The 15,252-nt window shown below is 69.0% G+C and carries 13 protein-coding genes and 2 riboswitches; of the genes, 10 read left to right on the forward strand and 3 right to left on the reverse strand.

What is annotated here, in order from left to right; translation table 11 throughout:
• Positions 1-4 precede the first annotated feature (4 nt).
• On the reverse strand, positions 5-313 hold the full coding sequence (locus tag ABD088_RS09255; protein WP_343901634.1) for a hypothetical protein: 309 nt from the start codon (positions 311-313) through the stop codon (positions 5-7).
• Between the two features lie 162 nt (positions 314-475).
• On the opposite strand from ABD088_RS09255, the gene ABD088_RS09260 reads away from it, so the two are divergent.
• Positions 476-1,237: an SGNH/GDSL hydrolase family protein gene (locus ABD088_RS09260; RefSeq protein WP_343901635.1), complete on the forward strand. Its 762-nt coding sequence runs from the start codon at positions 476-478 to the stop codon at positions 1,235-1,237.
• 28 nt (positions 1,238-1,265) lie between these two features.
• Here the strand turns inward: ABD088_RS09260 and ABD088_RS09265 are convergent, their stop codons facing one another.
• Complete coding sequence (locus tag ABD088_RS09265; RefSeq protein WP_343901636.1) at positions 1,266-1,568, reverse strand: putative quinol monooxygenase; 303 nt, start codon at positions 1,566-1,568, stop codon at positions 1,266-1,268.
• 53 nt (positions 1,569-1,621) lie between these two features.
• Here ABD088_RS09265 and ABD088_RS09270 point away from each other — a divergent pair, with 53 nt between their 5' ends.
• On the forward strand, positions 1,622-2,356 hold the full coding sequence (locus ABD088_RS09270) for a VIT1/CCC1 transporter family protein (protein ID WP_343901637.1): 735 nt from the start codon (positions 1,622-1,624) through the stop codon (positions 2,354-2,356).
• On the opposite strand, the gene ABD088_RS09275 is transcribed toward ABD088_RS09270, so the two are convergent.
• Positions 2,353-3,834, reverse strand: coding sequence for an amino acid permease (locus tag ABD088_RS09275; protein ID WP_343901638.1), 1,482 nt, complete (start codon positions 3,832-3,834; stop codon positions 2,353-2,355). The genes ABD088_RS09270 and ABD088_RS09275 overlap by 4 nt on opposite strands.
• 199 nt (positions 3,835-4,033) lie before the next feature.
• A riboswitch (glycine riboswitch) is annotated at positions 4,034-4,133 on the forward strand.
• A gap of 166 nt (positions 4,134-4,299) precedes the next feature.
• Between ABD088_RS09275 and gcvP the strand changes: the two genes are divergently transcribed.
• From gcvP to ABD088_RS09315, 8 genes are all read left to right on the forward strand, one after another.
• Positions 4,300-7,185: an aminomethyl-transferring glycine dehydrogenase gene (gene gcvP / locus ABD088_RS09280; protein WP_343901639.1), complete on the forward strand. Its 2,886-nt coding sequence runs from the start codon at positions 4,300-4,302 to the stop codon at positions 7,183-7,185.
• A gap of 37 nt (positions 7,186-7,222) precedes the next feature.
• Positions 7,223-8,350, forward strand: coding sequence for a glycine cleavage system aminomethyltransferase GcvT (gene gcvT, locus ABD088_RS09285; RefSeq protein ID WP_343901640.1), 1,128 nt, complete (start codon positions 7,223-7,225; stop codon positions 8,348-8,350).
• A gap of 40 nt (positions 8,351-8,390) precedes the next feature.
• Positions 8,391-8,771 (forward strand): glycine cleavage system protein GcvH, encoded by a 381-nt coding sequence (gcvH, locus tag ABD088_RS09290; RefSeq protein WP_343901641.1) that lies wholly within the window; start codon positions 8,391-8,393, stop codon positions 8,769-8,771.
• Positions 8,772-8,788: 17 nt separating this feature from the next.
• The gene (gene glyA / locus ABD088_RS09295) at positions 8,789-10,093 is read left to right on the forward strand and encodes a serine hydroxymethyltransferase (RefSeq protein ID WP_343901642.1); all 1,305 of its coding nucleotides are present in this window, start codon (positions 8,789-8,791) and stop codon (positions 10,091-10,093) included.
• Positions 10,094-10,268: 175 nt separating this feature from the next.
• Entirely contained in the window at positions 10,269-11,678 is a 1,410-nt protein-coding gene (locus ABD088_RS09300) for an L-serine ammonia-lyase (RefSeq protein WP_343901643.1), read from the forward strand.
• Complete coding sequence (locus ABD088_RS09305; RefSeq protein ID WP_343901644.1) at positions 11,672-12,208, forward strand: GNAT family N-acetyltransferase; 537 nt, start codon at positions 11,672-11,674, stop codon at positions 12,206-12,208. The genes ABD088_RS09300 and ABD088_RS09305 overlap by 7 nt, the downstream gene beginning before the upstream one ends.
• Positions 12,209-12,241: 33 nt before the next feature.
• Positions 12,242-12,412, forward strand: a riboswitch (M-box (ykoK) riboswitch).
• Between the two features lie 185 nt (positions 12,413-12,597).
• Entirely contained in the window at positions 12,598-13,950 is a 1,353-nt protein-coding gene (gene mgtE, locus ABD088_RS09310) for a magnesium transporter (RefSeq protein WP_343901645.1), read from the forward strand.
• 127 nt (positions 13,951-14,077) lie between these two features.
• Complete coding sequence (locus tag ABD088_RS09315) at positions 14,078-15,217, forward strand: baeRF2 domain-containing protein (RefSeq protein ID WP_343901646.1); 1,140 nt, start codon at positions 14,078-14,080, stop codon at positions 15,215-15,217.
• Positions 15,218-15,252: the final 35 nt, after the last annotated feature.

The following is a 15,252-nucleotide window of genomic DNA, read 5'->3' on the forward strand; positions in this document are numbered from 1 at the left end:
GAGTTCACGCCCGTGAGGCGTCGAGGGCAGCCTGCTGGGTCATGGCATAGGCGGCGGGGGAGTATCCGGGGCCGCTGAGCAATTGGACCGGGGCGGATCCGCGCAGCTGTTGACGCCGGACCGGGGAGAGCGACGCCGAGGACGTGGACAGCCGGTCGCTGATGGTCGCCGAGGCGCCGGAGGGCAGCGAGCCGAGGCGGGGAGGGGTCTGGGTGGAGGCCGCTTGGGCTGCGGGGGCCGTGCCACCCAGCCAGCCGGAAGCCAGGACACCTGCCGAGGCCACGGAAGCGAAAATAGCCTGGCGGATGTTCACGACGGGTTCCTTTCGGGAAAGCGGTCCATACGGGTGCTGCATGTCTTCCACTGTCCCCAACACAACTGTGAGAACCCTGTGCCACGGCTCGAAAACGACTGCGCCGGGGGACCTTTCAGCCGAGGGCGCAACCAGCCGACGCCGGCGACGTAAGGTGGATGCGTGGAATTCGAGAAGCGGTATCTGGCCCTGGGGGATTCGTTCACTGAAGGCATGGGAGATGACGACCCGACCCGGCCCAACGGGGTGCGGGGGTGGGCGGACCGCGTGGCCGAACAGCTGTGCACCGCCGACCCGGCGTGGGGGTACGCGAACCTGGCGATCCGCGGCAAGAAGATCCGCCAGGTCATCGACGAGCAACTCGATGCGGCGCTGGTGCTGCAGCCCACCCTGGTCACGCTCTACGCCGGCGGCAACGACATCCTGCGTCCGCGCGTGGACATCGACGCCCTCATGGCGGGATACGACGACATGGTGGCCCGGCTGCGCGCCTCAGGTGCAGCCGTGGTGGTGTTCACCGGCTTTGATTCCTCGGACTCGGCGGTGTTCGGCAAGACCCGCGGCCGCACGGCCATCTACAACGAATGGGTGCGTGAGACGGCAGACAACCACGGAGCCGTGGTGGCCGACTACTGGCGGTGGCGGGAATTCAGCGACCTGCGCTACTGGGCCCAGGACCGTCTGCACATGGGGACGCCGGGCCACACGCTGATGGCCAAGAAGGTCTTGAACCTGCTGGAGTCCACCGACGCGATCGAGACCCCGGAACTCGAGACCGTGGCGACGCAGTCCCGGCTGGCCAGGATGCAGCAGGACGCGCGCTGGGCGCGCGAGCACGTGGTGCCGTGGGTCAAGCGGCGGTTGACCGGCACCTCATCCGGCGATTCGCTGAGCGCCCGCTACCCCGACTACGTCCGGCTGTAGCCGCTTCTGCGGGGCGGCAGCGGGCCAGTCAGTCGCGCAGCGGGGAACCGATGACGTCGAACCGCAGGCCGCCGAATTCGCCGGAGAGCAGGGGCCGGGCGGCGGCGATCGCCGCCTGGACCTCGGGCAGCGCCAGCGATTCCTGGTGCGCCGCCTCGTTGTCCCAGAGTTCAAGGACGTAGACCGTGTCCGGATTCTCGGCGTTGACCCCGACCTCGTAGGCGATGCACCCCAGTCCGGCCAGGACGTCGCTGCGCCGGGTCAGGTGGGCGACCAGTTCGTCGCGTTTTCCGGGGGCGGCTCCGAGGGTTCCCACATTGGCAAAAGTCATGCCGTCAGCCTAGCGCTGGCTCGCCGGACTCCAATGGTGGTTGACTAGGTCGCATGAGCAGCCTGCCGGAACCCGCACCCCATGCGGATGAACCGCACGAATCCGCCGGACTGGCCGAACGCCTGAACTGGCTGCGTGCCGGGGTGCTGGGCGCCAACGACGGGATCGTCTCCACGGCGGCTGTCGTGGTCGGCGTCGCCGGGGCAACGACCGCCACCGGCCCCATTCTGACCGCCGGTGCCGCGGCCTTGATCGGCGGTGCGGTCTCCATGGCGCTGGGCGAGTACGTTTCGGTCTCCAGCTCGGCCGACTCGCAGAAGGCGCTGATCGCCCAGGAGCGCCGCGAACTCGAGGAGATGCCGGACGAGGAGCTCTCCGAACTCACCTACCTGTATGAACGGCGCGGACTCAGCGCCGAAACCGCCGCGACGGTCGCCCGGGAGCTGACGGCCCACGACGCGCTCGCCGCGCATCTGGACGCCGAACTGAACATCGACCCCGACGAGGTCGTCAGCCCGTGGAATGCCGCGGCGGCCTCAGCGGTCTCCTTCACCGTCGGGGCGTTGCTGCCCTTCCTCACCGCGGTGCTGCTGCCCGCGGCGTTGAAGATCCCCGTGACCTTCGCCGCGGTCCTGGTGGCATTGGCGGTCACCGGAGGCCTGGGCGCCTACCTGGGGCGGGCGCCGATGGCGCGACCGATCGTGCGTGTGGTCATCGGCGGCGTGCTGGCTCTGGGCGCCACGTTCCTCATCGGGACCTGGCTCGGGAGCAGCGGGGCCCTGGGCTAGGAGCGGGAGGTGGCTCCGACGTCGTGCCTCGAAGCGACCGTGGAGCGCCGCCGGCCGTAGGCGAGGTAGACACCCGCGCCGAGCACCATCCAGAGTCCGAACACGACCCAGGTGATGCCGCCCAGGTTGACCATCAGGAACACGCAGCCGGCGACGGCCAGGATCGGGGTCACCGGGTAGAACGGTACGCGGAACGTGCGCGGCAGATCCGGGCGGTTCCGGCGCAGGTAGATGACCGAGAGGCTGACCAGGCTGAACGCGAAGAGCGTGCCGATGCTGGTGGCGTCTGCCAGCTGGCCCAGCGGAACCACCCCCGCGGTGAGGGCGATGGTGCCTCCGGTGATCAGCGTGTTCAGCACCGGGGTGCCGGTGCGCGGGTTCAGCTTGCCGAACACCCGCGGGACCATGCCGTCGCGCGACATGGCCACCAGCACGCGGGTCTGCCCGTACAGGACGGTGATGACGATGCTGATGATGGCCACCACCGCGCCGACGGCGAAGACCAGTGCGACCCAGGGTTGCCCGGTGATCTCCTCCAGGACCTGCACCAGGGCGGCCTCCTTGCCGACGAACCACTGCCAGTCCTTCGCTCCCACCGCGGCGACGGCGACCAGGATGTAGAGCACGGTGACGATGATCATCGAGGCGATGATGGCCCGGGGGAGGTCGCGCTGCGGGTTCACCGCCTCCTCGCCGGCGGTGGAAGCGGCGTCGAAGCCGATGTAGGAGAAGAACAGGCGCGAGGCAGCTGCCGAGACGCCCGCGGTGCCCATGGGCAGCAGCGGGGCGAAGTTGCCGGTGTTGAACGCACTGAAAGCGATCACGACGAAGAAGATGAGCACGGCGATCTTCAGGAACACCAGCACGGTGTTCACCGTGGCGGACTCCTTGGCGCCGCGCATCAGCAGGACCATGGCCAGCACCACCACGACCACGGCGGGGATGTTGAACACGCCGCCGTCGGCCCCCGGCGGGTTGGTCAGGGCGGCGGGCAACTCGACGTTGAAGGTCGAGGCCAGCTCGTTGACGTATTCGCCGGCACCCACGGCAATGGCCGCCACGGACACCCCGTATTCGAGGATCAGGCACCAGCCGCAGATCCAGGCCAGGCCCTCGCCCATGGTCGCGTACGTGTAGGAGTAGCTGGACCCCGAAACGGGCACTGCACCTGCCATTTCCGCATAGGACAGCGCCGCCAGCAGGGCGGCGATCCCGGCGATGGTGAAGGAGATCCAGACGGCGGGACCTGCCAACGGCACGGAGGAGCCCAGGACCACGAAGATGCCGGTTCCCAGGGTGGCGCCGACGCTGATCATCGTCAGTTGCAGCACGCCCAGCGTGCGGCGCATGGTGCCGCTGCCTGAGCCGTGTCCGGCCTCGGCGCTGAGTGCCTCGACGTCCTTGCGCAGCAGCAACTGCCGTCCCAGCGGGAGGCGGGGCCGGGAGGCCGGGGCCGGGTGGTTGGCGGAAGCCTGCATGGCGCGTCCTCAACGGGCTCGAGGGGCCCGGGTCAGGTGGTGGTTGCCGGATTGCGGCAACGGCCGGTGGTGGAAGGGGTCGGCTCATATTTTTGCACCCTCATGCATGGTTACAAAACCGGCGGGTTCGCCACCGCAGCTTGTCTGTGGCGTGGATCTCGCCGTATCATGGAGACGTGTCCGCGAGGACACACGCCAATGACATGCGGCGGGAGAGTCCCGTTCAGAACCACTGGCGGGCGCCGTAGGAGCAATACCCTCCCCGGGAATCTCTCAGGCATCCGTACCGCCGCGCTGAGGCAACTCTGGAAAGAAGCAGCACCCCGCGGGGCCTGCTCACCGACGGTGCAAGCCACGTCCGGGACACCGGGCACGGCGGAATCTCTCAGGTCCAATACAGAGTCGGGGAGGAACCGAAGCTCATTCGGCGTGCACTGCACACCGACCACACTTGGAGTTCCCCTGATGACCGAGACCACGGCCCGTCCCACCACCAGCCCCGTCGGCGAGCTTGCGTTCGCCGACCGCCACATCGGACCCCGCGGTGACGCCACCGCGACGATGCTCAAGCACCTCGGCTACGCGACCCTCGATGACCTCGTCGACACGGCGGTCCCCGCCGACATCCGCCAGTCGGCCCCGCTGGACCTGCCCGCCGCCCGCTCCGAGGCCGAGGTCCTGTCCGACCTGCGCGCCATCGCCGCGAAGAACATCATGAAGACGCAGATGATCGGCCAGGGCTTCTACGACACGTTCACCCCGCCGGTCATCCTGCGCAACGTCCTGGAGGACCCGGCCTGGTACACGGCCTACACCCCGTACCAGCCGGAGATCTCCCAGGGCCGCCTCGAGGCACTGCTGAACTTCCAGACCATGGTCTCGGATCTGACCGGGCTGCCGATCGCCAATGCCTCGTTGCTGGACGAGGCCTCCGCCGTTGCCGAGGCAGTGCTGCTGATGCGCCGCGCCAACAAGTCCAAGGCCGACGCCAAGACCGTGCTGGACGCCGACCTCTTCCCGCAGACCATCGCCGTCGTGCAGGGCCGTGCCCGGGCACTGGGCTTCGAACTCGAGATCGCCGACCTCTCGGCCGGCCTGCCCGAGGGGGAGATCTCCGGCATCGTGCTGCAGCAGCCGGGCAACTCCGGTCGCGTGGTCGACCAGGCAGCGGTCATCGCCGCAGCCAAGGAACGCGGCGCCATGGTCACCGTCGCCGCCGACATCCTCTCGCTGACCCTCATCGTCCCCCCGGGCGAGCAGGGCGCCGACATCGCCGTCGGCAACACCCAGCGCCTGGGCGTCCCGCTGTTCTTCGGTGGCCCGCACGCCGCCTACATGTCGGTGCGCAAGGGCCTGGAGCGCTCGCTGCCCGGCCGCCTGGTCGGGGTCTCCAAGGACGACGCCGGCCTGCCCGCCTACCGCCTGGCACTGCAGACCCGCGAGCAGCACATCCGCCGCGAGAAGGCCACCTCGAACATCTGCACCGCCCAGGCACTGCTGGCCATCACCGCTTCGATGTACGGCGTCTACCACGGCCCCGAGGGCCTGACGGCGATCGCCCGCCGCGCCCACCTGCGCGCCAGCACGCTGGCCACCGTCCTGGCCGACGCCGGCTTCACACTCGCGTCCGAATCGTTCTTCGACACCCTCACGGTCCAGGCCGCCGGCCAGGCGCAGGGAATCGTCACCGCAGCCGAGGAACGCGGAATCAACCTGCGCCGCGTCGACGCCGACACCGTGGGCATCTCCACCGACGAGACCACCACGACGGAGCACCTGGTCGCGATCGCCGAGGCCTTCGGCATCGCCGACGCGGCGACCGCCGTGGAGCGCGCGGAAGCCGGGGCAGCGCAGACGCTGCCCTCCGCCGTCGTGCGTTCGAGCGAATTCATGACCCACCCGATCTTCCACTCGGTCCGCTCCGAAACCCAGATGCTGCGCTACCTGCGCAAGCTCTCGGACCGCGACCTGGCACTGGACCGCACCATGATCCCGCTGGGTTCGTGCACCATGAAGCTCAACGCCACTGCCGAAATGGAATCGATGTCGTGGCCGGAGTTCGCCTCCATCCACCCCTACGCCCCGGCGCACCAGACCCAGGGCTGGCGCCAGCTGATCACCGATCTGGAGAACCGGCTCAGCACCATCACCGGCTACGCGGGCGTCTCCATCCAGCCCAATGCCGGTTCGCAGGGCGAATATGCAGGGCTGCTGGCCATCCGCCAGTTCCACGTCGCCAACGGCGACGATGCCCGCACCGTCTGCCTGATCCCGGCCTCCGCCCACGGCACCAACGCCGCCTCGGCGGTGCTCGCCGGCCTGAAGATCGTGGTGGTCAAGACCGCCCCGAACGGCACCATCGACGCCGCGGACCTGGACGCGAAGATCGAGGCCCACCACGATTCACTGGCAGCGATCATGATCACCTACCCCTCCACCCACGGTGTCTACGACGCCGACGTGCGCGAGGTCTGCGACAAGGTCCACGCGGCCGGCGGCCAGGTCTACATCGACGGCGCCAACATGAACGCCCTGGTGGGCCTGGGCCAGCCCGGCAAGTTCGGCGGCGACGTGTCCCACCTGAACCTGCACAAGACCTTCTGCATCCCGCACGGCGGCGGCGGACCCGGCGTCGGCCCGGTCGCCGTGGCCGAGCACCTGGTGCCGTTCCTGCCCGGCGCACCCGCCGGCGACGCCACCGATCGCACCGGCACCGCCGTTGCGGCCACCACCTACGGTTCGGCCGGCGTGCTGCCGATCTCCTGGGCCTACGTGGCCATGATGGGCGCCGAGGGACTGACCAACGCGACCAAGAACGCGCTGCTGACCGCGAACTACGTCGCCTCCCGCCTCAACGAGTACTTCCCCGTGCTCTACACCGGCAACCGGGGCCTGGTCGCCCACGAGTGCATCCTGGACCTGCGCGATGCCACCGCCAAGACCGGCATCACCGCCGAGGACGTCGCCAAGCGGCTTATCGACTACGGCTTCCACGCCCCGACCCTGGCCTTCCCGGTCGCCGGGACGCTGATGGTCGAACCGACCGAGTCGGAGGACCTGGCCGAGATCGAGCGCTTCATCGAGGCCATGATCGCCGTCAAGAAGGAAATGGACCAGGTCCTCGCCGGGGACTTCACCGCCGAGGAATCCCCGCTGCGTCTGGCCCCGCACTCCGCTGCAGCGGTCGTGGCCAGTGAGTGGGACCGCAAGTACACCCGCGAACAGGGCGCCTTCCCGGTGCCGGGTCTGCGCCAGGACAAGTACTTCCCGCCGGTGGGGCGGATCGACGGGGCCGGCGGCGACCGGAACCTGATCTGCTCCTGCCCGCCTCCCGAGGCATTCGAGAACTAACCCGGATCCCCGGAACCCGACGAAAGGCAGACTCCCCGTGAGCACCGAAACCACCACCACGCCGCAGCAGACGCCCCTGCACGGCGAACACGAGAAGCTGGGCGCGAACTTCACCGACTTCGGCGGCTGGGACATGCCGCTGAAGTACGGCTCCGAGCTCGCCGAGCACCAGGCGGTCCGCGAGGCCGCCGGACTCTTCGACCTCTCCCACATGGGCGAGGTCCGGGTCGAGGGCTCCGACGCGGCCACGTTCCTGAATACCGCACTGGCCGGCAACATGGCGGTCATGAAGGTCGGAAAGGCCAAGTACTCGGTGATCTGCAACGCCGAGGGCGGGATCATCGATGACCTGATCACCTACCGCCGCGCCGAGGACCGCTTCCTGGTGGTCCCCAACGCCGGTAACGCCCCCGTGGTGGCGGCTGCCCTGGCCGAACGCGCCGCAGGCTTCGACGTCACCGTCACCGACGACTCCGCCGACACGGCACTCGTGGCCATCCAGGGGCCGCTCGCCGAGTCGATCCTGCTCGGCCTCGTGGCCGAGGCGGACGCCGAAACGGTCTCCGGCATGAAGTACTACGCAGCAGATGACGTCACCGTCGCCGGGATCAACGTGCTGCTGGCACGCACCGGCTACACCGGCGAGGACGGGTTCGAGCTCTACATCCCCAATGCCGACGCCGTGGCACTGTGGAATGCGCTGTTGGAAGCCGGCACGGAGCGCGGGCTCATCCCGGCGGGGCTGGCCTGCCGCGACTCGCTGCGCCTGGAGGCCGGCATGCCGCTCTACGGCAACGAGCTCTCCCTGGAGACCACCCCGTTCGACGCCGGACTGGGCCCCATCGTCTCCTTCAAGAAGGAAGAGGACTTCGTGGGCCGCGCCGCCCTGGAGGCCAGGAAGGCCGACGGCACCGCCCGCAAGCTCGTGGGACTGAAGGGGCTCGGGCGCCGGGCCGGACGTTCGCACTACGCTGTCATGAAGGACGGCAACGTCGTCGGCGAGGTCACCTCGGGCCAGCCCAGCCCCACGCTGGGATACCCGATCGCCCTCGCCTACGTCGACGCCGCCCTGGCCGAGGTCGGCACCGCAGTGGACGTCGACCTGCGCGGCAAGCCCCAGCCTTTCGAGGTCGTGGCCCTGCCGTTCTACACCCGCAACAAGTAACGCCCACCCGTACTGGATCCCCGAGACAGAGGACAACACCATGAGCAAGGTTCTTTCCACCCTCCGCTACTCCGCCGAGCACGAGTGGGTCGACGGTTCGACCCCGACCAAGGTCGGCATCACCCAGGTCGCCGCCGATGCACTCGGCGACGTCGTCTACGTCGACCTGCCCGAGGCCGGCACCACCATCACCGCCGGCGATACCTGCGGCGAAGTCGAATCCACCAAGTCGGTTTCCGACCTCTACGCACCGGTCACCGGCACCGTCCTGGAACTCAACCAGGAGGCCATCGACAACCCGGCACTGCTGAACGAGGACCCGTACGGCAACGGCTGGCTCTTCACCGTCGAGGTCTCCGAGGAAGGCCCGCTGCTCTCCGCAGCGGACTACGCCTCCGCCAACGGCGGTGACGTCGAGTGACCACGACGACTGCACCCGTGGCTGCTCCGTCCCTGACGGCTTCATTGGCCGAGCTCGATCCCGAGGTCGCCTCGCGGATCGATGCCGAGCTGGCCCGCCAGCAGGACGGCCTGGAGATGATCGCCTCGGAGAACCACACGGCGCAGGCCGTGATGGCCGCCCAGGGCTCGGTGCTGACGAACAAATACGCCGAGGGCTACCCGGGGCGGCGCTACTACGGTGGCTGCGAGCAGGTGGACGTGATCGAGTCGTTGGCGATCGAGCGGGTCAAGGCCCTGTTCGGTGCCGGTTTCGCGAACGTCCAGCCGCACTCCGGTGCCCAGGCCAATGCGTCGGTGATGCACGCGCTGATCCGTCCCGGTGACACCGTGATGGGGTTGAACCTGGCCCATGGCGGGCACCTGACGCACGGGATGAAGATCAACTTCTCCGGTCGGCTCTACAACATCGTCCCGTACGGGGTCGACGAGGCCTCCTACGAGGTCGATATGGACCAGGTGGCGGCGCTGGCGCGCGAGCACCGGCCGAAGATGATCGTTGCCGGCTGGTCGGCGTACCCGCGGCAGTTGGATTTCGCCCGGTTCCGGGCGATCGCCGATGAGGTCGGCGCCTACCTGTTCGTGGACATGGCCCACTTCGCTGGCCTGGTCGCCGCGGGACTGCACCCCTCACCGGTTCCGCACGCGCATGTGGTGTCGTCCACGACGCATAAGACGTTGGCCGGCCCGCGCGGCGGGATCATCCTGACCAACGACGCCGACGTGGCCAAGAAGGTCAATTCCGCGGTGTTCCCCGGCCAGCAAGGCGGTCCGTTGGAGCATGTGATCGCGGGCAAGGCCGTCGCGTTCAAGATCGCTGCCTCGCAGGAGTTCGCCGAGCGCCAGACCCGTACCCTGGCTGGTGCGCGGATCCTGGCCGAACGCCTGACCGGTGAGGATGTCTCGGCGCGGGGGATCAGCGTGTTGACCGGGGGCACTGATGTGCACCTGGTGTTGGTGGACCTGCGTGATTCGGTTCTCGATGGCCAGCAGGGCGAGGACTTGTTGGCCCGGGTGGGGATCACGGTGAACCGCAACGCTGTCCCGTTTGATCCGCGTCCTCCGATGGTGACGTCGGGGTTGCGGATCGGGACCCCGGCGTTGGCCACGCGTGGTTTCTCCGAAGCCGCGTTCTCCGATGTTGCCGACATCATCGCCGAGGCGTTGGTGGCCGGCACTGCCGAGGGTGGTGCCGACGAGACAGTCTTGGCTTCGCTCGCGGAGCGGGTGTCCGCCCTGGCGGCGGCCCACCCGCTCTACCCGGAGCTGGCCCCGCTCTCCTGAGCCGCGCAGCGTCGTCGGACGCCGTGACAGCGGGCCCGGGGACTCGATTTCCCCGGGCCCGCTGCGCACCACCACCTCGACGACGTGTCACCGGGGGAGGCCCACCAGCCTCCTCCTACCCGTGGATCCGGCCCCTGCCGCCTCCGCACCCCTCTCGTTCAAAGGAAGTACCAGCATGGCCATCAGTGTTTTCGACCTCTTCTCGGTCGGCATCGGTCCCTCGAGTTCCCACACCGTCGGACCCATGCGGGCCGCCCAGCGCTTCGCGTCAGGACTCGTGGAGCAACAGCTGGCCGCAGCCACCGCGGATCTGCGCATCGACGTCTACGGATCCCTCGCCGCCACCGGACGTGGCCACGGCACCTTCACCGCAGTCCTGCTGGGACTGGAGGGCTTCGAACCGGAGAACATCCTGCCGGACCAGGTCGAGGAACGCCTGACCGATATCGCGGAGACCGGGACGCTGCGTTTCTGCGCCGAGCTCGGCGTCCAGAACGACCTCAAGTACGCGGTCGAGGACATGGTCCAGCATCCACTGACCGTGCTGCCCCGGCACACCAACGGCATCCGCTTCCAGGCGCTCGACGCCGACGGCGGGGTCCTGCTGGACGAGACCTACTTCTCCGTCGGCGGGGGTTTCATCGTCCGCGAGGGCGATGAGGAGGCCGCCGCCGCCGAACTCGACGAGGTCAACCAGGAACTGCCCTACCCCTTCCGCACCTCAGCGGAACTGCTGGGGCACTGCACCACCAGCTCGATGGGCATCGCCGACGTCATGCTGGCCAACGAACTCACCTACCGCACCCGCGAGGAGATCCGCGAGGGCCTGCTGCACATCTGGACCGTCATGGAGGAATGCAAGGACTCCGCCATCGCCCGCGAGGGAATCCTTCCGGGCGGCCTGAAGGTCCGCCGCCGCGCACCCGACTGGCACGAACGCCTCAGCAAGGAGGACAAGGACCGGGACCCGCGCTACTGGCAGGAATGGGTCAACCTCGTCGCCTTGGCCGTGAACGAGGAGAACGCCTCCGGCGGACGTGTCGTCACCGCCCCGACCAATGGTGCGGCGGGCATCATCCCCGCCGTCATGTTCTACGCCACGCACTACCTGCCCGGCATCGAATACGCCACGGGAGCGGACAAGGAGGACATCATCGTCCGCTTCCTGCTGGCCGCCGCCGCCGTCGGCGTGCTCTACAAGGAGCAGGCCTCCATCTCCGGGGCAGAGGTCGGCTGCCAGGGCGAGGTCGGTTCGGCGTCCTCCATGGCAGCTGCCGGGCTCGCCGAGGTCCTGGGCGGCAGCCCCGCCCAGGTGGAGAATGCCGCGGAGATCGCCATGGAGCACAACCTCGGGCTCACCTGCGACCCCATCGGCGGGCTCGTGCAGATCCCCTGCATCGAACGCAACGCCATCGGTGCCTCCAAGGCAGTCAACGCCGCCAAGATGGCCCTGATGGGCGACGGCGAACACCGCGTCTCCCTCGACGAGGTCATCATCACCATGCGCGAGACCGGCAAGGACATGAGCGACAAGTACAAGGAGACCGCCATGGGCGGCCTCGCGGTGAACGTCGTGGAGTGCTAGGGGCACCCCAGGACACCGGGCTGGGGCTGCGGCGCCTGGTTCCCGGCGACGAGGACCAGGCGCTGGCCGCCCACGCCGAACTCGCCGCCGACGGCTTCGATTTCCTGCTCGGGTACGACGACGGAGAGGACTTCGCGGCGTATGCCACCCGCCTGGCCGCCCAGGAACAGGGCAGGGAGCTCGCCGAGGGCTTCGTCCCGCACACGTTCCTGGTCGCCGAGGCCGCGGGCCAGCTCATCGGCAGGATCTCGCTGCGGCACGAACTGACTCCGATGCTCGCGTCCATCGGCGGCCACGTCGGCTATGCCGTCCGGCCCGGGTTCCGCCGTCGGGGTCATGCCCGCGCGCTCCTGCGCGGGGTGCTGCCCCTGGCGGCCCGGCACGGCCTGGATGCGGTGCTGGTGACCTGCGATGACTCCAACGTCGCGTCGCGGCGCGTCATCGAGGGCGCAGGCGGTGTCCCGGACGGTGCCGTCGAGCTGGTTCCCGGCCATTCCAAGCTGCGCTACTGGGTTCCCACCGGCGTTTAGCCCCGTCCACAGCTCCCGGCTAGGGTGGAGGGTGAAGCACATCGTTAGGCGAGGCTTCTGCACGGACACAGGCCGCTGACCCCACGACATCCAGAGATGCCCACGGTCAGGACAGACCTCCCCGGATTAAGGGGTGGTCCCAAGCGGCTTCCGGTTCCCCGGATACGCCCTGCAGTGCTGAAGCCCGGACGTGGGGTGCTTCGTCCCGTGCACGCAGGATCGGCCCCGGTGCCGACTGCGCCCGGTCGATGGAGGTGAACCGCTATGGACGACGGTCGATCAGCAGCGCCCGCACGAGCTGCGGGCCACCCCGAGTTCCCGGCGCCGCGCGCCGCCATCAGCTAGCCGTCCAGCAGGGCGGCACCCCGGAGGGACCCCGGATTATGAACATGGACCACCCCCTGGACATCGCCGTCGCCAGCGATGCCCTCAAGCAGGCACTGAACCACGACGATCTGACGGCCGCCGCCGCCGTGATCGCCCGGCTGACCACCACCCAGGCGCTGGAGGAACTGGAACGGCTGGGTCATCGGGACCGCGCCGTCGCCTACCGGCTGTTGGGCAAGGACCGCGCCCTGGCCATCTTCGAGCGACTCGATGCCCGCCTGCAATCCGAACTGGTCCAGGCGCTGCGGGACGACGACGTCGCGGAGGTCTTCGCCGGATTGTCACCCGATGACCGGGTGGCCTTGCTGGACGAACTGCCGGCCGCAGTCGCCCGCCGGCTCATGCACGGCCTGCCGCCGCGCAAACGGGCGCTCACCGACGTGGTCCTGGGCTACGGCCAGGGATCCATCGGCCGGCGGATGAGCCCCGAATACGTTGCCGCCCGCCCCTGGAACACCGTCGAGCAAGCACTCACCGCGGTGCGTTCCGGCCTGGACGACGCCGAAACGGTCTACCTCGTTCCCGTCACCGACGCGGGCCGGACGCTGGTCGGGGTGGTGAGCCTGCGGGACCTGCTGCGGGCCGACCCGCACGAACAGGTCGGTGGGGTGATGACGTCCCCGGAATTCGTCACCGCGGCCCTGGACGAGGAGACCGCAGCCCGCCGCTGCGCCGAGCTGAAGGTCCTGGCCCTGCCGGTCGTGGACGCCGAGGCCCGCCTGCTGGGCATCCTGACCGTCGATGACGCCTTGCGCATCCTCGAGGATGCCGAGACCGAGGACGCCGCGCGGACCTCGGGCAGTGAGCCGCTGCGCCGACCCTACCTGGGGGCGCGCATCTGGGACATCGTGAAGTCGCGGCTCGTCTGGTTGCTGGTCCTGGCCGTGGGGGCGACGCTGACGGTGCAGGTGCTCTCCGTGTTCGAGGCGACGTTGGAGCAGCAGGTCGTCCTCTCCCTGTTCATCCCGTTGCTGATCGGCACCGGCGGCAACACCGGGAACCAAGCCGCGACCACGGTCACCCGCGCGCTGGCCGTCGGGGATGTCAGGACACGGGACATCCTGCGGGTGATCAGCCGCGAGGCCCGGGTGGGGGCCACGCTCGGGTTGCTCTTGGGGACCGCGGGGTTCGTGGTGGCCGCACTGGTGTATTCGCCGGCCCTGGGCTGGGTGATCGGGCTGACGCTGCTGGGAATATGCACCCTGGCAGCCACCGTCGGAGGAATGATGCCGCTGCTCGGCAAGGCCATCCGGGCCGACCCCGCGGTGTTCTCCAACCCCTTCATCAGCACGTTCGTCGACGCCGCCGGGCTGGTGCTGTACTTCCTGGTCGCGACGGCTGTGCTGGGGCTCTGACTAGGGCTCTACCGCACGGCTTTCATCCGTCGGACGTGCCCTGTTCGCTGCGCCGCCACGATGCTACGGTGGGCTCACGGACCCAGTAGTCACGCGGCGAAGGCGTCGCGTGGGAAGGAGTTTCCCCATGGCCAATAGGGCAGGTTCCAGCGGAATTGATGCCACGTTGTTTCGACAGGAAGGCCCCTGGTGCACGGCCTTCGTAGATGCCTCGCTGGGCACGACGGCGGCCCAGGAAGCCGCCGATGCCCTGCCCGATACGGTCTCCCATCTGCTGAAAAGCCAGCAGGCCAGTGCTGCTGACATCGAGGCCATGCGCTCGGCGCTCCGCCCGGCCGAGGGCCGCCCGGCTCCCGTGTCCCGGTTCATCGCCGTCAACGGCGGGAAGGTCGTCCTCGATGAACTCGTCCAGGGGGTGAAGACCGGAGCCCCCCAGATCGACTGCAGTGAATTCCCGAATCTGGTCCCCTTGGCCCGGGCCCACGGCGGACAGTTCCCGTATCTCGTGGCTGAAGTCGGTCGCGACGGCGGCGAAGTGCGTCTGCGCCACTCGGCGGTGGCCGGGGTGGCCGAAGAGTACCGGGTCGCCGGCGACCGGGAGGAAGCCCATCACGCACGGCGGGTTCCGGGTCGGTATGAGGAGTCCAAGAACCAGCACCAGACCAGCGAGATCTGGCGGCGCAATGCCGACGAGATCGCCCGCCTGATCGATGAGGTCGCCCGTGACACCCGGGCGCGGTTGGTGGTCATCGCCGGTGACACGAAGGCACGCGAACTGGTTCTTTCCCAGCTGGCGGAGCCGACCCGCGCGCTGACCGTCACCCTTGACCAGCACACGCGCACCGGGGGAGCCGACGCGCAAGCCGTCGAGAAGGACATCGAGGCCCACGTCGCCGCCCTGCTGGCGGATGACATCCGCGAGCTCTCGGAACGGATCTCCAACCAGGCCAATGCCTCCCAACCCGGTGCGGTGCTGGGTTTCGACGAAGTCGTCTGGGCGCTGCAGCAGGGCCAGGCCTCGACGGTCGTGGTCGCCGAATTCCAGGACGACCAGTCACTGCTGGCGCTGGGCGGTGAACCCTGGCTGGCGGCGGAGGACTCCGACGTCGAGGGGGCAGGCGCCCTGGGATCCTGGCCGGCACCCGAGGTGTTGCTGCGGGCCGTGGCCATGACCGACGCATCCATCCGCTATGTACCGGCCGGCGTTCTTCCGGACGGTGCGGGCATCGCAGCGCTGCTGCGCTGGCCCAAGGGAGGAGCGGCCTGAGCCGAACCTGACATGAGGAAGCCGGGTTGCGGTGG

This window comes from Arthrobacter rhombi, assembly GCF_039526245.1.
GTDB classification, from domain to species: domain Bacteria; phylum Actinomycetota; class Actinomycetes; order Actinomycetales; family Micrococcaceae; genus Arthrobacter_H; species Arthrobacter_H rhombi.